The 20,801-nt window shown below is 70.6% G+C and carries 17 protein-coding genes; 1 reads left to right on the top strand and 16 read right to left on the bottom strand.

Annotated elements, in window-relative coordinates; genetic code table 11:
* Nucleotides 1–44: 44 nt before the first annotated feature.
* From F8271_RS14770 to F8271_RS14750, 5 genes are read right to left on the bottom strand one after another with little or no spacing between them, the layout of a single operon-like run.
* On the bottom strand, nucleotides 45–899 hold the full coding sequence (locus F8271_RS14770) for a hypothetical protein (RefSeq protein WP_151490346.1): 855 nt from the start codon (nucleotides 897–899) through the stop codon (nucleotides 45–47).
* 28 nt (nucleotides 900–927) lie between these two features.
* Nucleotides 928–2,724: an ABC transporter ATP-binding protein gene (locus F8271_RS14765; protein WP_151490345.1), complete on the bottom strand. Its 1,797-nt coding sequence runs from the start codon at nucleotides 2,722–2,724 to the stop codon at nucleotides 928–930.
* Complete coding sequence (locus F8271_RS14760) at nucleotides 2,721–4,385, bottom strand: ABC transporter substrate-binding protein (RefSeq protein ID WP_151490344.1); 1,665 nt, start codon at nucleotides 4,383–4,385, stop codon at nucleotides 2,721–2,723. The genes F8271_RS14765 and F8271_RS14760 overlap by 4 nt, the downstream gene beginning before the upstream one ends.
* Nucleotides 4,386–4,414: 29 nt before the next feature.
* Nucleotides 4,415–5,407: an ABC transporter permease gene (locus tag F8271_RS14755; RefSeq protein ID WP_151490343.1), complete on the bottom strand. Its 993-nt coding sequence runs from the start codon at nucleotides 5,405–5,407 to the stop codon at nucleotides 4,415–4,417.
* Nucleotides 5,404–6,360, bottom strand: a complete 957-nt coding sequence (locus F8271_RS14750) for an ABC transporter permease (RefSeq protein WP_151490342.1) — start codon at nucleotides 6,358–6,360, stop codon at nucleotides 5,404–5,406. Before F8271_RS14750 ends, F8271_RS14755 begins: the two co-directional genes overlap by 4 nt.
* A 301-nt stretch (nucleotides 6,361–6,661) precedes the next feature.
* On the opposite strand from F8271_RS14750, the gene F8271_RS14745 reads away from it, so the two are divergent.
* Nucleotides 6,662–7,456, top strand: a complete 795-nt coding sequence (locus F8271_RS14745; RefSeq protein ID WP_151490341.1) for a trypsin-like serine protease — start codon at nucleotides 6,662–6,664, stop codon at nucleotides 7,454–7,456.
* A gap of 58 nt (nucleotides 7,457–7,514) precedes the next feature.
* On the opposite strand, the gene F8271_RS14740 is transcribed toward F8271_RS14745, so the two are convergent.
* The 11 genes from F8271_RS14740 to F8271_RS14690 all read right to left on the bottom strand — a co-directional run bounded on the left by F8271_RS14740 (nucleotide 7,515) and on the right by F8271_RS14690 (nucleotide 20,336).
* On the bottom strand, nucleotides 7,515–8,450 hold the full coding sequence (locus tag F8271_RS14740; protein WP_151490340.1) for an acetamidase/formamidase family protein: 936 nt from the start codon (nucleotides 8,448–8,450) through the stop codon (nucleotides 7,515–7,517).
* A gap of 23 nt (nucleotides 8,451–8,473) precedes the next feature.
* On the bottom strand, nucleotides 8,474–9,346 hold the full coding sequence (locus tag F8271_RS14735) for an alpha/beta fold hydrolase (protein ID WP_225854549.1): 873 nt from the start codon (nucleotides 9,344–9,346) through the stop codon (nucleotides 8,474–8,476).
* A gap of 10 nt (nucleotides 9,347–9,356) precedes the next feature.
* The gene (locus F8271_RS14730) at nucleotides 9,357–10,370 is read right to left on the bottom strand and encodes a hypothetical protein (protein WP_225854548.1); all 1,014 of its coding nucleotides are present in this window, start codon (nucleotides 10,368–10,370) and stop codon (nucleotides 9,357–9,359) included.
* Nucleotides 10,371–10,493: 123 nt separating this feature from the next.
* Entirely contained in the window at nucleotides 10,494–11,618 is a 1,125-nt protein-coding gene (locus tag F8271_RS14725; RefSeq protein WP_225854547.1) for a PQQ-binding-like beta-propeller repeat protein, read from the bottom strand.
* Nucleotides 11,619–12,927: 1,309 nt separating this feature from the next.
* On the bottom strand, nucleotides 12,928–15,033 hold the full coding sequence (locus tag F8271_RS14720) for a TniB family NTP-binding protein (protein WP_151490339.1): 2,106 nt from the start codon (nucleotides 15,031–15,033) through the stop codon (nucleotides 12,928–12,930).
* Nucleotides 15,030–17,030, bottom strand: coding sequence for a Mu transposase C-terminal domain-containing protein (locus tag F8271_RS14715; RefSeq protein ID WP_151490338.1), 2,001 nt, complete (start codon nucleotides 17,028–17,030; stop codon nucleotides 15,030–15,032). The genes F8271_RS14720 and F8271_RS14715 overlap by 4 nt, the downstream gene beginning before the upstream one ends.
* The gene (locus tag F8271_RS14710; protein WP_151490337.1) at nucleotides 17,030–17,785 is read right to left on the bottom strand and encodes a TnsA-like heteromeric transposase endonuclease subunit; all 756 of its coding nucleotides are present in this window, start codon (nucleotides 17,783–17,785) and stop codon (nucleotides 17,030–17,032) included. The genes F8271_RS14715 and F8271_RS14710 overlap by 1 nt, the downstream gene beginning before the upstream one ends.
* Entirely contained in the window at nucleotides 17,782–18,324 is a 543-nt protein-coding gene (locus tag F8271_RS14705; protein ID WP_151490336.1) for a hypothetical protein, read from the bottom strand. Before F8271_RS14705 ends, F8271_RS14710 begins: the two co-directional genes overlap by 4 nt.
* Nucleotides 18,321–18,611, bottom strand: a complete 291-nt coding sequence (locus tag F8271_RS14700; RefSeq protein ID WP_225854546.1) for a hypothetical protein — start codon at nucleotides 18,609–18,611, stop codon at nucleotides 18,321–18,323. The genes F8271_RS14705 and F8271_RS14700 overlap by 4 nt, the downstream gene beginning before the upstream one ends.
* 192 nt (nucleotides 18,612–18,803) lie before the next feature.
* The gene (locus tag F8271_RS14695) at nucleotides 18,804–19,112 is read right to left on the bottom strand and encodes a WGR domain-containing protein (protein WP_225854545.1); all 309 of its coding nucleotides are present in this window, start codon (nucleotides 19,110–19,112) and stop codon (nucleotides 18,804–18,806) included.
* A gap of 150 nt (nucleotides 19,113–19,262) precedes the next feature.
* A complete protein-coding gene (locus tag F8271_RS14690) occupies nucleotides 19,263–20,336 on the bottom strand; it encodes a hypothetical protein (RefSeq protein ID WP_151490335.1) in 1,074 nt (357 codons plus the stop codon).
* Between the last annotated feature and the right edge of the window lie 465 nt (nucleotides 20,337–20,801).

Genomic DNA, 20,801 nt, shown 5'->3' with positions numbered 1-20,801 from the left:
TCGCCGTCTTGCTCGGTGACACCACTTGGTGATCAAGGCCAGGATCATCGACCTGGCCCGGCTGGCGCACCGCCGTTCAGAGCGTGTGCGCCGATGCGGGCTTGGTCGGCGGGTGGGCTGCTCGGCCGGCTGTGAGAACTCGGCCGTCGGTGAGGGGCGGTATCCGAGTGTGTGCTCGTGCTCAGCCGGGCTGCCGCGACGATGGCGCTGTTGGGCGACTGCGGTGCTGGTCGTGACGGGCTGTGCAGGGGCAGGATCGGCTCGCGGGTGTCTGCCAGCCGCCCGGGTTGTTGGCCGTCGAGATACCAGGCGGTGGCCCCGATAACGACGGCGCTGAAACCGCCGGCCGGGTGGCTTTTACCCATGGCGTTGTACCATCCGTAGACCGCGGACGCACCGGTATGAACGAGACCGGCCGCCAGCCGTCGCCAATTACCTTGACCGCCCTTCTGCCAGAACGCGTACGCCTCCTCGCCAAACGCTTTCACACCGAGAAGACCGGTCAGTGCGATCCCGGTACCGTAGATCGGACCCGCGATCTTGCTATTCTCGTCGTTCCATTTCAAGAAGATTCCCGCACCCTGTGGAAGGTAGGGGCAGAGGGTGATCGCCCGTTCCGTCATGCTGGACGGACAGGGATACCAGTTGTCGCGTGGTTCTTCTCTCACCTGAAGGGCGCTGTCGTCGACACGAAATTCTCCGCCCGGTGCGACCCACACCCTCGCCTGCCGCTCCAGATCATCCGCGACTCGGCTGGCCGAACGCATTAGATCGGGAGCGATTTCGGCGGGCGCGCCAGTCGCCGCCGCCGCCGTAACAGTGTCTAGCCTGACGCTGGGAATGCTGGAATCCATTGTTCCACGGTTGTCACTGCTATCGTCCACCCGCGAGTTTGGCACCAATGCTCCTTCCGAATGACTTCACCGATCATCGTAAAGGGCGCTCCGGGCGAGGGCTTTGCGCAGGAGAGTATTTCACGCGTTCATGACGGAAGGCCGCCCTTTCTTTACGCCTTTTACATGAGGTGGAACGGGAGGTCTGCCCGCTCCGTGCTCGCGGGTCGGCGACCGGCGCCGCCGCCAGCAGCCGCGCGGTGTACGGGTGCCGCGGCGCCCGCAGCACCGTGGTCGCGGGCCCCTCCTCCACGACCCGACCTCGGTGCAGCACGGCCACCCGATCGGCCAGTTGCTCGACCACCGCCAGGTCGTGGCTGATGAACAGGCACGAGAAGCCGAACCGTCGCTGCACCGATCGGAGCAGCTCCAGGATCCGCGCCTGCACGGAGACGTCCAACGCGCTGGTGGGCTCGTCCGCGATCAACAACGCCGGGTTCAGGGCGATGGCCCGCGCGATGGCCACCCGCTGTCGTTGCCCGCCGGACATCTCGTACGGGTGCCGGTCGCGCAGGCGCGTCGGCAACTCGACCGCTTCCAGCAATTCGTCGACACGGCGACGTTGGGCGTCCGGCCGCAGATCGGTGTGCAGCGAGAGCGGTTCGGCGATGCTGGCGCCGACCGTCCGGCGGGGGTTCAGCGACGACGCGGGATCCTGGAAGACGATGCCGAGTCGGGAACGGAACGTGCGCAGTTCACGGCGGGTGGCCCGTCCCACCTCGACTCCGGTGACGGTTACCGTCCCCGCGGCCACCGGTACGAGGCCGGCCAGCGCCCGGCCGAGCGTCGACTTCCCGCTGCCGGACTCGCCGACCAGAGCCACCAGTTTGCCCTGGTCGATGTGCAACGAGACGTCGTTCACCGCCCGCACCGGCTGGCCGCGCCGCCGCCCCGGGTACTCGACGACGACGTTGCGCAGGAGCACGGCGGGTGCGACGCCGGCCGACGTCTCGGCCGGTGGCGTCTCTGGCGTCTCCGGCGGCTTCGGCTGGGCGAGCCGCAGCTCCGGCAGTGTGGGGACGACTCGCAGCAACGCCCGGGTGTACTCGTGTCGTGGCGCGGCGAAGAGCTGGGCCGCGGCAGCCTGTTCGACGATCTGACCGTCGCGCAGCACGACCACCTCATCGGCGACGTCGGCCACCACACCCATGTCGTGGGTGATGAGGAGGACGGCCATGTCGAGCCGGGTCCGCAGGTCGCGCAGCAGGTCGAGGATGCCGGCCTGCACGGTCACGTCCAGTGCGGTGGTCGGCTCGTCCGCGATCAGCAGGACCGGGTCGCAGCTGATGGCCATCGCGATCATCGCTCGCTGGAGCTGACCGCCGGAGAGTTCGTGCGGGTACGAGCGTGCCACTCGCGCGGGGTCGTCCAGGCCGACGGTGGAGAGCAGCTCCAGCACCCGGGCGGCGACCGCGGAGCGACTCGACGGGCGGTGCGCGCGGATCGCCTCGCCGACCTGGTCGCCGATGGTGAAGACCGGGTTGAGCGCGGTCATCGGCTCCTGGAAGATCGTGCCGATCCGGCCGCCGCGTATGTCCCGCAGCAGACCCTGCTCGGCGCCGATCAACTCGGTGCCCGCGAGGGTGATGCTGCCGCTGACCCGGGCGGTGGCCGGGAGCAGGCCCAGGGCGGCCATCGCGGTGACGCTCTTGCCCGAACCGGATTCGCCGACCAGGGCGAGGACCTGCCCGGCGTGCACCTCGAAGGACGCGTCGTGCACGGCCGTGTGCGTGTCGCCATCCACCTCGAACGAGACGGCCAGCCCGGCCACCGCGAGCAGCGGTGACCGGGTGGCCTTCGCGAGGTGTGGCTCCGTGGAGGAAACCGTCATCCCTGCTTCAGCGATACCTTCAGGTAGTTCGGGTAGGCCGGGAAGGATGGCACGTAGAAGTTCTGCACCTTCGAGCCGTGCAGGAACGAGTTCTTCGTGTAGGTGAGCGGCACGATCGGCGCGTCCTGCAGGATGCGCTTGTCGGCCTGCGCCCACAGGGCCTGTGCCTTCGCCGGGTCGGTCTCGGCCGTGGCCTGCGCGATCAGCGTGTCGACCTCGGGCTGCGAGTAGCGCGCGATGTTGTAGCCACCGCGGCCGATCTCGCTGGACGCGAACAGCGGCTGGATGTTGCCGTTGGCGCTGGGGAAGTCCGGCTGCCAGCTGGAGACGGTCAGGTCGTAGTCACCCTTCTCGCCGGTGACCTCGGCGGTCCAGGCATCCTCGTCCACCGGCTTGATGGTCACCGTGATGCCCACCCGCTGCAGGCCCTGCTGGATGGCCTGGGCCTTGGCGAGGTTCGGCTGATCGTTCTCGGACAGCAGCGTGAGGTTCAGGCTCGTCTGCCCCGCCTCGCCGAGCAGCTGCCTCGCCTTGTCGACGTCCCCCGACGGGTCGGCCGGGTAGAGGTTGTAGTCGACCCGCCCGGCGATGCCCGGGGTGATCAGGGTGCTGGCCAGCTCGCCGCCGATGGCACCACCGGAGGCGACCTGGTAGGCCCGCTTGTCCACGGCGTACTGGATGGCCTGGCGGACCTTGACGTCCTTCAGCGGCCCACGCTGGGTGTTGAGCGCCAGGTAGGACAGCGCGCCGGCGTCCGAGGTGACGAGCCGCTGCTTCGCGCTCGCGTTCTGCTCGATCTGCGCGAGTTGGGCGGGTGCCACGAAGCCGGCGCCGAAGGCGGAGCGGTCGTCACCCGAGTCGGCGATGAGCCGCTGCGACTGGACCGTGGTGTCCTGGCCGAGCTGGAAGGTGATCTGGTCGGGCCCGGCGGTGCGTACCGGATCGGTGGCCGCGTCCCAGTTCGGGTTGCGGGTCAGCTTGACCGCGACACCCTGCTGGTACGACTGGACCTGGTAGGGGCCGGACGCGACCGGGTTCTGGTTGTACTTCTTCGGGTCGTCCTTCGCCTTCGGCACGGGCGCGAACGCCGGCATGGAGACGATCCAGGGCCAGTCGCCGTACGCCGTCTTGAGGTGGAAGACGATGGTCCGCGCGTCCGGCGTCTCGACCGACGCCAGGTCCGCCCCGGAGTACGGTCCCTTGTACTCGGTCCCGCCCACCAGCAGGCTCTTGTGGTAGCCGAGGCCGCCGGAGAGTTCGGGCGCGAAGGAGCGCTCGATGCCGTACTTGACGTCGCCGGCGGTGATGGCCGCGCCGTCGGCGTACGTCAGCCCGTCCTTCAGCGTGAAGGTCCAGGTCTTGCCGCCGTCGGTGGTCTTGCCGGTGTCCGTGGCCAGGTCCGGCACCACCTGTGCCGGCTTGCCCGGCTGGACGTCCCAGGTGGTGAGCCGGCGCAGCACCAGACCGAGGGTGGTGATCGCCAGGTTCTGGCTCTTGGCGGGGTCGAAGTTGATGTCGCTGGCGGCGTTGAGGATGGTCAGCGATCCACCCTTCTCGGTGCCTGCGTTCGACCCGCCGGCGGCCGGTTTCTGGTCCGGATTCGCGTTGCATCCGGCCAGGGCGAGGACGACCGCGAGCGCGACCGCGCTACGTCTTTTCATCGGTGCCTTTCCTTTCGTTGTCTGGCGCGTCAGCGCGCCACCCTCGGGTCCAGGACGCCGTAGACCAGGTCCACGAGGAAGTTGGCGAGGATGATGAGGAATGCGGAGAAGAGGGTGATCCCGATGATCAACGGGAGGTCGATGTTGCCGACGGCGTCGAGCAACAGGGCGCCCAGGCCGGGCATGCTGAACACCCGTTCGGTGATGACCGCGCCCCCGAGCAGCGACCCGAGGTCGAGCCCGAACACGGTGACCACCGGGATGAGGACGTTGCGCAGGGCATGGCGGCCGACGACCCGGCGTTCCCGCAGCCCTTTGGCCCGGGCCGTGCGGATGTAGTCCTCGCCCAGCACCTCCAGCATCTGGCCCCGCGTCAGCCGGGCGTAGACCGCCGCGGAGATCAGGGCGAGCACACACCAGGGCAGGACCAGGTGCCACAACCAGCCCACCGGATCCTCGGTCAGTGGCACGTACCCGTTGACCGGCACCATGTTGAGGGTGAAGCCGAACAGCAGGATGCCGAGCAGCCCCACCAGGTAGCTGGGCGCCGAGACACCGATCGTCGAGAACGTCATCGCCGCCCGGTCGATCGCGGTTCCGCGTCGGACGGCCGAGACGACCCCGGCCGCCACGCCGATGAGCAGCCAGAGCAGTGCGGCGCCGATGGCGATGGAGAAGGTGACCGGGATGCGCTCCAGGATGAGGTGGGTGACCGAGTCGTTGAGCCGGAACGAGTAGCCGAAGCAGGGCGCCGCGCAGTGCACGGCGGCGGCTCCGGAGCCGAACGTGCGGCCGGCGACGATCCCGCCGAGGAAGGCGAGGTACTGCTGCGCCCAGGGCTGGTCGTAGCCCATGAAGGCGCGGGCGTCGGCGAGCCGCTCGGGTGTGCAGGGGCGACCGCAGGACAGCTGTGCCGGATCGCTGGGCAGCAGAACGAACACCGCGTACGTGATCAGGCTGATCACGAGCAGCGTGACGATCATGCCGAACAGGCGTGCGGAGATCAGTCGGAGGAGTCTCATCGCCGCACCCCTCGGGTCTTCGGGTCGAATGCGTCGCGCAGGCCGTCGCCGAGCAGGTTGAAGGCCAGCGTGGCGAAAAAGAGCGCCCCGCCGGGGAAGACCAGGAACATCGGGTCGGTCTGGACCCAGCCGATCGCGTCGCCGATGGACCGACCCCATGCCGGCGTCGGCGGTGGCACTCCGACGCCCAGGAAGGAGAGGGCGGCCTCGGCGCCGATCATCGACGGGATCGTGATCGTGGCGTAGACGATGATCGTGGCGGTGAGGTTGGGCAGGAGTTGCCGCACGAGCAGGTTCCAGCCGCCGGCGCCGAGCGCGACCGAGGCGACCACGAAGGTGCGCTGCTTCAACGCGAGGGTCTGACTGCGGACCACCCGGGCGATCGAGGGCCAGCCGAAGATCGCGAGGACGCCGACGAGGAGCAGCGGCTTCGGGAGGCTGGTGGGGGCGATCGCGCCGAGCGCGATCACGAAAATCAGGTACGGGAAGCCGAGCAGGACGTCGATGATCCGGGTGACGACCCGGTCGTACCAGCCGCCGTAGAAGCCGGCGGTGAGGCCGACGGCGACTCCCAACAGCAGCGACGCGGCGGTCGCTCCGGCGCCGACCAGGATGGAGGTGCGGGCGCCGTGGACCACGATCGCGAAGAGGTCCCGTCCGGTCATCGGCTCCACCCCGAACCAGTGCTCGCCGCTGATGCCGCCACCGAAGCCCTTTGGCGCGCCGGAGTCCGACAGGGCGTCAAGGTCGTACGTGTAGGGGTCCTGGCCCGCGAGGGCGCAGAGCGCCGGCGCGGCCGCCGCCACGATGAGGAAGAGGGCGACGCCCCCGGCGCCGGCCGCCGCCCAGCGGTCGGCTGCCAGTTGGTGCCACAGGTGGCGGGCACCTCTGCGGCGGGTCTGGCCGCCCGGCCGGGTCGGTGCCGGCGGCGCGAGATGGGTGTCGGTGGACACGTGGATTCCTTACCGGGCTGGGGTGGGGTGGACCGGAGAACTCAGCGCTCCCGGCGACGCTGCCCGCCCACGCTGACCCCGGACATGCTCCGACAGTCGTGCCGCGGAAATCCAGGAGGAGAGACCTACAACACATACCGGTTAAGTAGGTTATCGATGGGCCGGGTGTGGGCGGCCCGATCCATACCGTCGGGGTACGACCCAGAGAGGATGATCCATTCAATCCATCTGGATCAATAGGATGACCGCTATCTCGATCAGGTGCGCTCACGAGGCGTGCCGTAGCGATGCGGAGGTATGCATGGTTCGCTGGCGCACCCTCACCGGCCTTCTGGCCACCGCGCTGGCCGCGGTGACCGCGGCCAGCCTCACTCTCACGGCTCCGGCGGCCGCCGCCGACAGCCCGGTCACGCCAAACGTCGTCGGCGGCACCCGAGCCGCCCAGGGCGAGTTCCCGTTCATGGTGCGTCTCTCGATGGGCTGCGGCGGTGCCCTGTACAGCCCCCAACTGGTGCTCACCGCGGCGCACTGCGTGGGCGCCACCGGCACCAACACCAGCATCACCGCGACACTCGGTGTCGTCGACCTCCAGTCGTCGAGCCGGATCACCGTCCGGTCGAACTACGTCTACCGGGCCCCCGGCTACAACGGCGCCGGCCGGGACTGGGCGCTGATCCGGCTGGCCACCCCGGTCACCGGCTTGAGCACCCTGAAGATCGCCAACACGACCGCCTACGACAGCGGCACCTTCACCGTCGCCGGCTGGGGCGCGGCCCGCGAGGGCGGCTCCCAGCAGCGCTACCTGCTCAAGGCGACCGTCCCATTCGTCAGCGACTCGACCTGCAACTCCTACTACGGCGGCGAGATCATCGCCGCCCAGGAGATCTGCGCCGGATACGCCAGCGGCGGCGTCGACACCTGCCAGGGTGACTCGGGTGGCCCGATGTTCCGCCGCGACGCCAACAACGCCTGGATCCAGGTCGGCATCGTCAGCTGGGGCAACGGCTGCGCCCGGCCCAACTACCCGGGCGTCTACACCCAGGTGAGCTACTTCGCCTCGACGATCGCCTCGGCCGCCGCGAGCCTCGGCGGCTGACCGTACGACCCGGCGGGCGGCACGGACGGATCGTCGTCCGGGCCGCCCGAACCGGTCGTCATCCGGAAAAGCGCAGCGCGTCGTCGCGGAGCACCGCGTGGGCGCCGACGGTCTGATTGACGATCTGCGTCACCCGTACGTCGACCGCGACGCTGGCCAGCGCGGCAGCGTCCGCCCGGCTGAGCTGGTGCGACCGTTGCAGCAGGGTCAGCATCGAGTCCAGGGCCATGAACGTGGCGTCGTCCAGGGACGCGCCGACGCCGAGCGTCAGCCAGGCGTCCGGGGTACGCGCCACCGGGCCGGTGACCGGGAAGTCGTCCCGGACGTCGAAGGTCAACGTCACCTCCTCCATCGGGCACTCGATCGCCGTGCCGCCGACCTCCCCGTCGCCCTGTGCGGCGTGCCCGTCACCGACAGAGAACAGCGCCCCGTCGACCGGGATCGGCAGCAGCAGGGTGCTGCCGGCGGTCAGATCCTTGCAGTCCAGGTTGCCGCCGTGCGGTCGAGGCGGAGTCGTCGAGTGCCGCCCCGGCTCGGCCGGCGGCATCCCGAGCACCCCCATGAAGGGACGCAGCGCGACCGTGTGGCCGTGCTGGTTGCGGCCGGTCATCGCCACCGGGTCCAGCTCCCAGGCGTGCACCACCCCTTCGTGCTCGACGCCGTAGCGCTGGTTGAAGCCGCTCGGCCAGCCACCGGCCACCGTGGTGCCCCAGGTGCCCGGGGTGATCGCGTCCACGCGTACCGCAAGGGTCTGACCGGCGCGCGCACCGCGCACCGCGACCGGACCGATCAACGCGTGGCCATGGTCCGGTCGGTGCTGCGGCACCCGGGGACGGTCCCGGTTGTGCCCACCGGGGTACGGGCCGGCCGACCACCAGCAGTCCAGGGTGCGGTACGTGACGGTGTCGCCGGGGTCGATGGTCAGCACCGGCGCGAAGTCGGCCGAGAAGTGACCGTGCAGGGTGTCGTCGTCCGGCGTGAGGGTGTGTCGCATCCGCGCATGCTAAGCCCCGCGGGTCAGCCGTCCAGCACATCCCGCAGCCGTGCGGCGAACTCCGCGGGCTTGCCCGCGTAACCGAACTCGCCGCCGAGGAACCCGCCGTGATGGCTCGGGAACACCGTCGCCTCCTGGCCGAGCAACGCCGCGAGGCCCAGGGCGGTACGCGCCGTGTACGTCCCCGCCGACTCCTCGCCGACCGCGACCACGACCCGGGTGGGCGCGGCGGTGAGCAGGCTCGCGTCGGGACGGTAGTCGGTGACGGCCCACGAGTTCTTCGACAGCAGCGGGTCGTCGCGGCTGCCGTCGTCGTCGGCCGACATGCCGAACATCGCCGGATCGGGGGCGGGCTGGGCGAAGTAGGCGTCGGTGAACTCGCCCTGCCAGGACGTCATCGCGATGAACGAGGCCATCCCGGCACCGCGGCCCTTCGCCTGGTACGCCTCGTAGAAGGCGGCCCGGGCGCGCTCGGCGGCCTCGGCGTCGGGAAGCACGGCGTTGATCGGCGGTTCGTGCGCCACCAACGTCGCGACGTCGTCGGGGTGGGTGGCGACCAGTTCCAGCGCGGTCACCGCGCCGCCGCTGCTGGCCAGCACGTCGACCGGACCGGCGCCGAGCGCCTCGACCAGCGAGTGCAGGTCGGCGGCCTGCTGCTGCGGCGTGTTGTCGGACCGGCCGTCCGTGCGGACGCTGCGGCCCAGGCCGCGCGGGTCGTAGGTGACGACGGTGCGGTCGGTGAAGTGCGGGGCGAGCGCTCCGAAGCCGTCCGCCGTCATCGGCTGGCCGATCATGAGCAACGCACGATGGCCGCCGACGGGGGGTAGCGGGCCGCGAACGTCGTAGACCAGGTCGACACCGGGAAGCGGGAGGGTGTGCGTCTGGATGTCCGTCATGACGGTGAGACTACGGCCGCCGGGACCGGATCGGGGTCCGGTGCGGGCCGTCGGCGTTTCGACCGTCCGAGACGTCGATCGCGGCGTCGACGACCTCCGGCAACCGCCGGGCCACCCCCGCGAGGAGGTCCGCGACCTGGACGCGCGGGTCGTCACGGGAGTCGACCATCACCAACCCGGCCAGGGGTGACACACCGTCGGGCAGCTGCGGGCCGGTCGCGAGCGCACCATCCCGCTCGGCGTCGACCGCCGACGCGCCGCCGCCGGCCAACGTCCGCTGGAGGCGGGTCAACCGGTCCGCCGTCAGGGCGCTCTGCTCGTCGTGGGTCACCAGCACCTGCCGCCGGCCGGCGCTCCAGGTCAGGACCGTCTCGGCCAGCGCCGGCAGCAGCGGCTCCAGCGGTGGGGGAACGGACCGGTCGTCGGTGTCGAGCCGGGCCACCACGGCACCCACCCGGCTCGGGTCGAGCCCGTCGAGGACCGTGCCGGCCGCCGCGCCGAGCGGGTGTCGCCGCAGCGCATCGCGGGCCTGGAAGAACCGCTGCGGCGTCCGCTGCACCGGAAGCCGACGCTTCATCCGGACGAGATCGACGAACGCTGCCAGGAAGGCGTCCCAGTCGCTTCCGGCCGAGCGTCCGGCCTCGTACAGGGCGAGCGCCGCCGGACGGTGGTCGCGGGTCAGGCGGGTGCCGGCCGCGTACGACGGCTCGGCCAGCAGGAAATCGACGATCCGGGTGACGAGAAAGAACTCCTTGTCGATCAGGTGGACGTGCGCACGGCCCGCCAGCGACGCCAGGAACCACTGCACCGCCTCATCCGCGCCCGGCCGCCGCAGGAACTGCCCGGACTTCATCTCCTGCGGCGAGAACCGGAACCCGGAGCGCAGCGCGGTGATGAGGGCGACGGCCTCGTCGACGACCAGGTCGACACTCGCGTGCGTGATCACCGGGGCGGTCGAGTGCAACAGGTTGGTGCCCGAGAACCCCGATTCGTCGCAGGCGATCCGCACGACGGCGCCAACCACCGCACCCCCCCGGCGGTAGCCCGCCCTGAAGCGGCGACCTCACGCCCCAGCTCCCACCATGCCGACCATGGTCGCCCGCGCACCCGCACGGGACAACCCGATTGCGGATGGCGGGCAGCGGGATCAACGGAGCCGGCGGATGTCCCCGTACGCCCGGTAGAAGCCACCCCGACCGGACTCGCGGACCTCGGTCACCAGGTAGCGTGCGCCCGGCTCGCGGATGCCCTTGGGGAACTGCACGGACCAGTCGCGCCGGTAGCCATCGGACACCACCTGCACCCGCAGCCGCCCCCGGTCGTCCAGGCACTGCACCACCACGCCCGCGCCCGCGTCACCGGTCACCTCGACGATCGTCGGCTGCACGGTGCGCGGCGCCTCGCGGGGAGCCTTGATGTCGCGGACCTGCGGCACGTCGCCGACCTGGGCCGCCCGGATCGCCGGCTCGCTGGCGTCGATGCAGGCCAGGTGACCACCGGTGGTCACCACGTAGAGCCGGCCGTCGTGATACTGCATCGAGTACGCCGAGCCGCAGCCGGTGCCGAGCTTCCACAGTCGGGTGCCGGCCGCGTCGAAGCAGTAGATCGAGGACTGGCTGTCGCCGGCGAAGACGTACTCGCCGCCCTGGGCGGTCGCGCAGGAGAAGACCGGGGCGTCGCACCGGTAGCCGCGTTCGACCCGACCGTCCTTGGCCAGCCGCACCACCTCCCGGGTGCCCGTCCCGGCGAACACGCTGGCGCGCTCCTGCCAACCGAACAGCACCGAACCGGTCCTCGTGTGCCACAGCTCGCGGCCGGTACGCCAGTCGTAGCCGGTCACCCCCTGGGAGTGGCCGTGGTAGAGCGCGTCGGCGTCGCAGCGCACCATCCAGGCCGAACGCCCCCGGCCGGGCCGGCGCCAGAGGAACTCGTCCTCGTGATCGATGGCGGCAATCCCGCCGTCCGCGTCCGAGACGCCGAGGACGCCGTCGTGGATGTCCAGCCAGTAGATGTCGATCTCCGGTGCGATCGCGTACGCGACCCGGGGCACCTTGCCGGAGAGGTCGTAGACGTTGCCGTCGTCGCAGCCCGCGTAGATCCAGGCGTCGTCGGCGACGATGCACTTCACCCCGTCGGGGAGGCGGACCTGGCCGCGCACCTGGGCATCGTGCCCGAGGGTGGTGATCACCCCGTGCTCGTTGCCGACCATGCAGTGCTCGTCGTCGACGAAGATGCCGAACGCGGGAGCGCCGGAGTCGTAGCGCCAGAGCACCGGCGCGGTGTGCGCCGTGGAGCGGGTTGTCTCGTCCGCTTCATGATTGCGGATGGCAAGGTGGCTGACCAGGCGTTCGTAGGGTAGGTCCGAACGGTTGGGGGTCCGGTTGTCCGGACCTACTTTGCGAGATCGGTGGCTGGGTCAGGCGCTTGGGACTGGAGCATCGGAAGGAGAAGTCACGGTAGGCGGACCGCTTTGCCCCATGCCGACCACGCGCCCCCGACCAGTGTGGGCCAGGGAGGCTGCGGCCCCGGGAAGGTTTACCTGACTGAGCAGCCTGACCGGCTCAAGAGTCGACTTCGAGGTGCCTCGATCCTTTATCATCAAGGGATCGAGGCACGGCGACGCGCCAGCTGACAGGTCGCCTGGAAACTACGGCCACCCGCGCAAAAGGGCATGAGGTTGCCGGTTTCAGCCGTAGTTGAAAACTGCAGGTCAAGCACGATGGATGGTCCGGTGCGCGTCGCGAGACGGCCCGTGAGGACTGAATGCGAGGATCAGCTGTTCAAGCAGCACGACCGTCGGCTGGAGGGGTGTTACTGATGTCGATCTGATCGGTGTCGCCGACCCGTCTGGGCTGTACTTCGGGGGTGCCGTGAACCGCGCGTGTAGCCCCTGATGGTTAGCTGCGCCGTCCCGGCGACGCCCGTAACCGGTGATCAGGTGACACGGTTTAGTTAGGTACAGCAGGAACGATCACGGGAATATCGGGAGTCAGGCAGTGAGCAGCGGACAAGCCGGTTGGCGCCCGTACCCGGGCGCCTACCGTGCTCCCGAAAATCTTCCCCCGGTCGAGCCCGGTCGTATCGTTGGCCTAGTTGCCAGCTGCGATCTCCGAGGGGCGTACCCCGAGGATGCAAGTACCCGGAGCTTCACGGTCAGTGAGTTCGCGGTGCTGGAGGACGGTCGGCGCGTGCTCCTGCACGCTGAACGTGGGTTCACTGTCACTGCTAGATCAACCGGCGTCCCGGGTGGCGTCGTTCCGCTCGTCGAGACTCGGGACAGCATCACCCAGTACGTGTTGAACGCCGTGCTTCCCGACGACGCCGAAGAGTCCGCAGAGGAACATCCTTGGTCGTGGTTGGCCGAGCTGGCTCGGGCCCGCGGCCTGGATGCAAGCGCAGGAGACCTACGAGGTCTTCCCTATCAGGTGGTCTTCACCGACACAGTGACCCGATGGCTCGCGCCTACCTGAGCTCCAGCGCCTAGACCTGATCACCCCGTAGTTCCCCGGTGCCGCGCTTGCGGGTTGTCGGTGTCCTCGGTGGCCAAGTCGTGAATGCCCGTCGCCGGCGGCGAGGGCCGGTTACCGCGGGATCGGCATTCCGACGCTGGTGCGTTCTTTGCCCAGTGCGAGTCGACCGGCGCTGATTTTGGGGCCGGTGCGAATTGGCCAGGGGGTCGGTGTGACTGCGGTGTCGAGGTAGTCCGACGGGGCCGCCCGGGGCCGCAGATACTCGGCCTTTGCGAGTTCGGTGAGGGTCGCGACGGAGGTGTTCCGGACTGCTTCGTCGCGGAATTTGCGGGTGGTCGCGCTGGCGGTGACGGTGGCCGAGAAGGTGGTCATGGGGACAGACCAGTCGCGGGCCAGCACTGCGGTGAGGTGGCGGTGATAGAGCATGGCCCGGCCGCCGCGGCGGGTGCGTGCGAACCAGGTGGCGCTGCGGGCGTTGCTGTCGCGGGCGCGATCGGTGACCTTCGGGCCGGTGCGCCCGCCGAAGGATCGGGCGGCGCGGTAGGTGCTGCGGGGCAGGCTGGGTGGCTGCCAGCAGTCTTGGTCGATCCAGCGGGCGATCGGGTCGTTCGTGATTTGGGGCCGGTAGCCCGGGTCGCCGAGCCGCCGCCGGATCTCTGCGGCGAACCGTAGTTGGCCGTCGGGTCCGCCGGCGGCGAGGCGCCGCCAGTGCAGCGACCCGACGAGCGCGGCGACCTTGACGGCTTCGGGGTAGGTCACGGCGAACAGCCGGGTGGTGCTGAAGGTGGTCTTCTCGGTGCCGTGCGGGATGAGGACATCGACGCGGTCGCGCCAGTCGAGGCGCGCGTCGAGGTCGTTGTCGTCGGCGGGGTTCTGGCTCCAGCGGTGGGCGCAGATGAGAAAGCCGGTGAGGACGGCGTCGAACGTGGCGGCCGGCCCGAAGCGGTGCAGCAGCCGCAGGTGAGCGCGTTGCGCGGCGACGATCTCGGGCAGGTCGTGCAGTGGCAGGCAGGGCTGGTCGACCAGGTCGGGCGGACCGATCCAGATCCGGTGGCGGGTGCAAACGTAGCGGTGGTGCGGGAGTAGCTGGAGGACGGTTCCGCCGGGGTGCCGTGCGGTGCAGCGTGGGCAGCCGCGTTGCGCTTCGTGGCGGTGGGCCAGCCAGTCCGGTTCGGGCTGGCGCAGCTCGATCACGGCGCGGACGAGCAGCGCGTGCGGCAGGCTGGTGACAGCGGCGAGCAGGTCCGCGGCGATGTATCGGGATTGGCTGTTGGTGACGCGGGGTCGGCTGACCTGGTGCCAGAGTTCGTCGAACGACATCCCGTGCAGGTTGGCGAGGCGGGTGATGTAGGAGGCGGCGGTCTCGTCGAGCGCGACCAGCGTGCCGCCGCGGTGCTCGCGCAGGCGCAGCATGCCCTCCAGGGTCGAGACCAGTGACCGCCAGGCGGCGCGCTGCTCGGCAGTGCCGTAGGCGAACGGGGTGGAGGCGATCAGGGTGAACCGGCCGGCGATCTGCCGGCCGCGGACCCCGGCGAACAGCCCCTGGGCTTCGACCTCGATCCCGGCGTAGACGAACGTGGCAGGGAGACGTTCGGCGAAGTATTTGAGCTGGTCAGGCACCTCGGCCCCGGAGCGGGTGGCGAGGTTGAGGTTGTGGATCTCGTCGACCAGGACCAGCTCGACGCCGGTGTGCGCGGCGGTGGCGCAGACGGCGTTGACGATGTCGGGCAGGTTGGTGCGCGGCGCGAACTCCAGGCCGAAGAACCGGGCGAACTCGACGGCAAGCATCCGGGCGGTGGCCGCGGGTGGGACGGTGGAGTAGAGGACCGGCAGGTGGTGTTTGCGCCCTGGGTGGCGCTTGCGGACGGCGCGTTCGTGGGTGCGGCCCAACTGGGTGAGCGCGGTGGTCTTGCCGGTGCCGGAGGCGCCGGACAGGACCAGCCCGCGCCGGGCGGAGATCTGATGCCGGTTGAGCTGGACCAGTAGCCGCCCGGTGGTGAGGACCTGCCGGATTGTCGGGGTGTTCACCAGCGGCAGCATGGCGTGGTAGTCGCGGCAGGCGTCGTCCTGCGCGGCCCGCTGCCGGGGCGTCAGCGACAGCCGCTGCGCGGTGCCGGCCGGGGCGAGCGGCTCGGGCTGGTAGTCCACGAACCGGTGCCAGCCCTCTTTGGTGGTGAGCGGGTCATCCGGGGTCAGGGCATCGGGGGCGGCGCTCATATCCACCTTTCGGCTTCGGCGTCGGCGTCGAAGACACCGAACGGGATGACCTCGGCGTCCGGCCGCTCGTCAACGACCGGCATGGGGCGCTGATCGGGTGCTGGCCGGCCGGGTGCGCTGCCGACCGCGCGGGTGCGGGCGACGGCCTTGGCGCTGGCCCGGTCCGGTCCGTGCTCGGCGCGGGTGAGCAGCTCGTCGAGCACCCGGGCGACCTCGGACTCGTTGCCGGCGTCGCGGCCCCGCTCGGCGGTGAGGCGGCGGGCGTGCCGCCAGGTGAAGTCAGCGAACGGCGCGGAGACCATCGGCAGGTGCGTCCAGGGAACCGTGATCCAGCCGTCCGGGGTGCGGACGAACACCTGGGAGACGTCGTAGGGGTCGTAGGGGACTTCCCAGAGGCCCCGGCGGGCGATCACGCCGGAGTGTTGCCGCCGCCAGGGGCCGAGCGCCGCGCAGTCGTAGGTGCGGTTGTCGACCCGGATGCCGTAGTCGTTGAGCTGACGCCACTCGACGGGCAGCAGTTCGAGGTAGTCGTCGCTGGCCAGGGTCAGCGGCAGGTAACCGGCCGCGGCGACGAGCGCGGCGTACTTCTCGTTCGGGGTGAGCATCCGGCGGGGCTGGTGCGGGTCGCGCAGCGCGTCGTGCGGGCGGTGCTGCCAGCCCACGATCAGCCACTCGTCGAGCAGGTCTTGCAGCTCACCGAGGGTCCAGGCGGCGGCGACGTCACGGCCGCGCAGGGTCGGGTTGCCGCCGGTGTAGCCGGCGACGTGCTGCGCGAACAGCGTCTTGATCGACTTGTGGGTGGCCTCGACGATGCCCTTGTCGGTCGGGGTGTCCTTGCGGGCGGGCTGGACGGAGATGCCGAGCCGGTTGCAGGCGCGGTCGAACGTCTCGGAGACGAAGACGCGGCCGTGGTCGATGACGACGGTGTCGGGAACGATGACCGGCCGGGCGGCGGCCTCGCGCATCCGGGCGTCGACGTCGAGCAGCCGAGCGTGCGGCAGCCGCGACGCGGACAGGCGCAGCGCATTGGCCCAACCCGGCCGCATCGGCTCGGGGACCAGCATCTTGGCCAGCAGCAGCGCGGCGTCGACGGCCTTGGTGCCGACCGGGCGCAGCACCGCGGCGCAGACGGTGCGGGTGGCGACGTCGACGGCGATGGTCATGTCCGCGCGGACCGGCAGCCCGTCGTCGAGCAGCACCATCACGTCGATCGGGGTCGAGTCGATCTGGACCTGCTCACCCGGGCGGGCGGCGAACGTCGGAGTGAACGCGCCCGTCGGCCGGTTCGCCGTCTGCCGGCGGGTGACCGCCGAGCCGAAGGTGTGCCTGCCAGCCGTGAGCCGCTCCACCAGGGCGTAGAACGCGGTGCGTCCAGGCAGGGGCACCACCCCGACTCCGTGAAGCTCCTCGACGCGTTTGGCGGCGCGGTGGATCAGCCGCGACCGGGTGCCGGTCGAGGCGTCCGTCTGCTCGGTAATGACTTCCCGCAGCACCTCGACCAGCCGGGCGTCGGCCCGGCCTGTGCCTTGATATGCCCGTGCCGCGCGCAGGTCGACCAGACCCCAGAGGCCCTGTGCGGCGTAGCGGGCGCGCCTGCCCTGAACCGTCCGGATGCTGACGCCCAGCTCGGCGGCCTTCACCGCGTCCCGTTCGTTCACCGTGGTGCGGGCCGGGTCATAGCCGGTTCTCGCCGCCGCCGCGCCGGGCCGCAGCCCGGTCTCCACCTCAACGACGTGCTGCTCCCACTGCTTGGCGTCGCCCAGCGCGTCGGTGGGCAGCGCGTCGAGCAGCCCGAATGGCTCGACCGTCGGTGCTGGACCGGCGTTGACCACGGAGAAGTCGGGCGCGGCCATGAGGTGCCCGGCGAGGACCACCTGCTCGGCGCCGGCTGTTGAGCGCAGCCGGACCGTGGCACCGGCCAACCCGACGACCTGGTGCTCGCCGCCGTCGAAGTGCACCCAGTCGCCCGGGCGCAGCACCGGCCTGGCCGGTGCCATCAGGACACCACCGCGCGGACCACGGTGCCCGGGTGCAGCGGCGTCGACAGGTCCGCGTCGAGGTCATGGCGCCAGAGCAGGTGAAACAGCACCGGCAGCACCGCGAGCGGGTGGCCGACGGCTTCCGCCCCGGCCATGAGCGGCGCCGGCGCGGCGAATGCCCGGCGCAGCGCCGCCGCGACCGGCTCGACCTGGTGGCGTGGATGCCGATAGCCGGCCAGCCAGCGGACGTTCGCGCTGCGGATCGCGTCGGTGGCATCGACCAGCCGGTAGTCCCAGCCGACCAGGACGCAAGCGGTCCGGGTGGCGTCGAACGCCGCCGCGTCCTTCGGTTTGATCCGATCGGTGGGGCGGCAGTCGACCACCACGGCGCTGCCGTCACCACGGCGGGCGAAGTAGTCCGGGGCATGCGAGCGTGTCTTGCCCTGCGGCGTGGTCCAGAACAACCAGAACGGCTGCGACGAGACCGCGACGACGCTCGGGTCGAAGTCGAGCAGCATCAGGTGGTCGCGTTCCAACCACGACTCGAACCCGACATGCCCGCCGGTCGTGGCCGACCACCACCGGCCCGAGTGGTGCTTCTGGCCCTTGTAGGACGCGAACCGGCGCACCGGCCGGCACCGCTCGAACGGCACCGCCCAGGCGCCGGTGAGCAGCAGCCGCCGCTCGACGCCGTCCTCGGTGATGAAGCCAACCTCGAACCCGTCACCGGCCAGGCCGGCAACGCCTCCCGGTAGCGCCCGCAGCGCCGTCACGCCGTGCCCTGCGCGCTGGTAGCGCCGAGCTGGAACAGTCCGAGACGCCGCTCCAGGTCCCGAGCCAGCCGCTGACAGCGGCGGTAGTCGTTGCGGGGCCAGACGGTGGCCCCGTCCTGCCGCACCAGCGTGGCCACGATGTGAACGTGATCGGCGCCGTGGCGCACCGCCACCCACCGGGCGGCAGCGTCATCGGCCGGCTGTGCCAACCCGACCTCGGCGGTGAACTCGGCGGCGATCGCGCCCCACTGCTGGTCAGACAGGATCGGATCCGCCGGGTGGGTGTGCACCGAGCAGTGCCAGACCGGCCTGCGAGGCGGGTTGATCGCGGCAGCCACAGGCTGGTCGAGCAGGCGGGCCAGCCGGATCACCGAGAAACCCTGCGCCGACCTGGCCAGTTCGTGGACCCCGCCGACCACGGCCCTCGCCCAAGCGCCAACGAGCCGTGGGTTGTCGTGCTCGCCCCGCTCACCCGGTCCGAACAGGTAGCGCAGCAGGTCCAGCGGGCGTGCGCTGCGGTGACGGATTCGGCAGATCACGACGACCTGAGCAGCGCGTGCACGCGGTCGACCGCCTCGTCCAGGCGCTGCACCGCGGCGGCGCACAGGCCCGCGTCGAGCACCGTCGTAGCGCCGACCAGGGCGCTGCGGACGGCAAACAGCTCACGCTGCACCGTCGCCAGCTCGAAGCGCGATCCAGGTCCGCAAGCACCGGTCGCCGCGCGAGCCGCCGCGATCGTGACCTCCCCGGCGTACCCGGTCGGCGTCAACCGAGCCTCCCCAGCAGCCGCCTTCACCTGGGCGAACTCCTCCTCCGACAGCCGCACGTAGACCCTGTGTGGCCGTCCGGGAGAGACATGCTGGCGATGACGGGCGGGCATACTCTGTCGCCGTGCGGGAAGATCGACAGTCACACCAAGATTGTGCACGCCCCTCGATGCCTGCCTCTGCCCGGCCACCCCGAACCGCAACGAGCACTCGCAAGGTCATGCGAACACCTCGCAAGACCGCTCGCAAAGTCACCCGGACACTCGCAAGGTTCGCGCGGACCGGACACGGGTGCTGACGATCTGCCGCCGGGAGACGCTGCGCTTCTGGCGGACGCCGGGGACCGCCGGAGCGTACCCCTTGCGGACCTTCTCGCCGATCTTCTTCGCCGCCGCCGCGCGGTCCCGGGCATTGTCCGGGAAGGCGCTCGCCTTGACCTGCCCCTGGTCGCCGATCCGGCCGTAGCGCACGGTCAGCGTGGTGTCGTCGACGACGACCTCGTAGAACTTGTGCGCACCGTCCACTTCGGACAGTTGGAGGTAGGTCGTCTCCTGGGACATGGTGGCCTCCGAGGGGGTCAGCTACCGGCCCGACATGGCCGGCGCGGCGACAGTGACCACACGGTAACCGCCACCACCGACAAGATCCGTCGCCGTGGACGGTGCCGCGCGCGGCCGGCTCCCCAGGTCGGCCGCGCGCGCACCGGTCGATCAGTCGACGACCGGCGGTGCCGTCCTCGCGGCCTCGGCGAGCGCCGCCGCAGCCCCCGCGTACGGGTTGTAGCTGTAGGTACGGGCCAGGCCGGCCGGCGTGGTGAAGTACTCGGCGGACAGCTTCGCCGGGTCACTGGCCAGCTCGCCACGTGCCGGCACGTCGTTGCCGTCGTCCCAGCCCCACGGCGCGTTGGCCGAGTTCGTCGAGCAACTCCAGGTGCCGACGCCGCAGTCGCCGGAGGTGTCACCGGCGAACGTGCCGAGCCCGGCGAACAGGCTCGAGTTGGCGCGCTGCGCCCACAGGCCGTCGGCGGCGAAGATGTCGATCAGCTGGTACCGGACGTCCCGGTCGTTGCCGTCGCTCGGGGTCTCGGCGACCGTCGACGGGTAGTACACGAGGCCGTCGCCGTTGATGGCGTACTGCGGATAGGCCTTGAGGCCGTGGCCCTGTGCCTCCTGCGCGGTCACCGGGTGCCCGAACGTGTCGTGCGGCGACGACTGGAACTGCAGCGTGCCGTCGACGCTCTCGCGGCCGCTGGTCCACGTGCTGCCGGCCGGCGTGTACGAGAAGAAGTCGCTGTGCGCGACGGTGACCGCCGCGCGCAGGACTCCGTACGCGGAGCCGTCACGCTCGATTGCGAACAGGACGCCCTCGCCGTCGTTCTCGTGCTCGGTCTCGAAGAACGGGTGGTCGGTCCAGTCCCGAGGGTGGAAGAACAGGTACGTGATGTACCAGTGGGTGCTGGTCTCGACGACGGAGTAGTAGGCGTGCGCGGCGAGCGACGTCCCGCTCTGCCCGGTCCGCTCCCAGTTGTTGCGACCGTTCAGGTCGCCGTCGAAGTCGACCTTGGTGATGTAGTCGGACTGGCCGCCGAGCGCGTGTGAGCCGGTGGCGTCGACGTCCTGGTAGTGGATGGGTGCCCAGCGCAGGGCGAGTTCCGCCCGGCTGACGGCCGCGGCGGCGGGCGTCGGCACCGCGAGTTGGGTGGCCGCCAGCACGGCCGCGGCACCCGCCGCGGTCAGTGCCCTCGCCACCCGGGATCGCCGGATCGTGCTGCTTCTGTCGAGCATGGTGTGCTCCCGCGTCCGAGTTGATGAATCTCGATGGATCATTCTCGGCCCGGGTACCCGCCGCGTGTCCGTCCGGCGACGGGAAAACGGACGATGTTCGACAGGATCGCGACAGCCTTGTATCGACGCTCGTCGAATGCCATGCTGTGGTTCGGTCGTGCTCGGGAGCCAGCGCGCACCACATCTTCTCCGGTCCACGGGGCACACGAGGTGGCCATGCCGCCCGTGTCGGGCAATCCTCGTCGGCGACCGGACACCCGGGCGCGGCACCGCCCACACCCTCGGTCACCGGTGCCCGGCAACCACCGGAGGTACCGATGCTTCGCATGATCCTCGCTGTCACGACCATGGCGGTGGCCGCCTGGACTCCGGCGGGCAGCGCCGCCCAGGCGACACCGACGCCGTCGGTCACGCAGACGCAGACCCCGACACCGCCCCAGACCGTCTGGACGCGCTCGTCCCCGG

Source organism: Micromonospora sp. ALFpr18c, from assembly GCF_008868155.1.
Lineage (GTDB): Bacteria > Actinomycetota > Actinomycetes > Mycobacteriales > Micromonosporaceae > Micromonospora.
Note: the sequence above shows the minus strand (reverse complement) of the source record. Positions and strands in the feature narration are given on the sequence as shown.

Coding starts and splice junctions, on each gene's coding strand:
- F8271_RS14715 (WP_151490338.1), bottom strand. CDS start 17,030: ATGGCACCGGCCAGGCCGGTGCTGCGCCCGGGCGACTGGGTGCACTTC.
- F8271_RS14740 (WP_151490340.1), bottom strand. CDS start 8,450: ATGCGACACACCCTCACGCCGGACGACGACACCCTGCACGGTCACTTC.
- F8271_RS14745 (WP_151490341.1), top strand. CDS start 6,662: ATGGTTCGCTGGCGCACCCTCACCGGCCTTCTGGCCACCGCGCTGGCC.
- F8271_RS14690 (WP_151490335.1), bottom strand. CDS start 20,336: ATGCTCGACAGAAGCAGCACGATCCGGCGATCCCGGGTGGCGAGGGCA.
- F8271_RS14760 (WP_151490344.1), bottom strand. CDS start 4,385: ATGAAAAGACGTAGCGCGGTCGCGCTCGCGGTCGTCCTCGCCCTGGCC.
- F8271_RS14720 (WP_151490339.1), bottom strand. CDS start 15,033: ATGAGCGCCGCCCCCGATGCCCTGACCCCGGATGACCCGCTCACCACC.
- F8271_RS14755 (WP_151490343.1), bottom strand. CDS start 5,407: ATGAGACTCCTCCGACTGATCTCCGCACGCCTGTTCGGCATGATCGTC.
- F8271_RS14765 (WP_151490345.1), bottom strand. CDS start 2,724: ATGACGGTTTCCTCCACGGAGCCACACCTCGCGAAGGCCACCCGGTCA.
- F8271_RS14735 (WP_225854549.1), bottom strand. CDS start 9,346: ATGACGGACATCCAGACGCACACCCTCCCGCTTCCCGGTGTCGACCTG.
- F8271_RS14695 (WP_225854545.1), bottom strand. CDS start 19,112: ATGTCCCAGGAGACGACCTACCTCCAACTGTCCGAAGTGGACGGTGCG.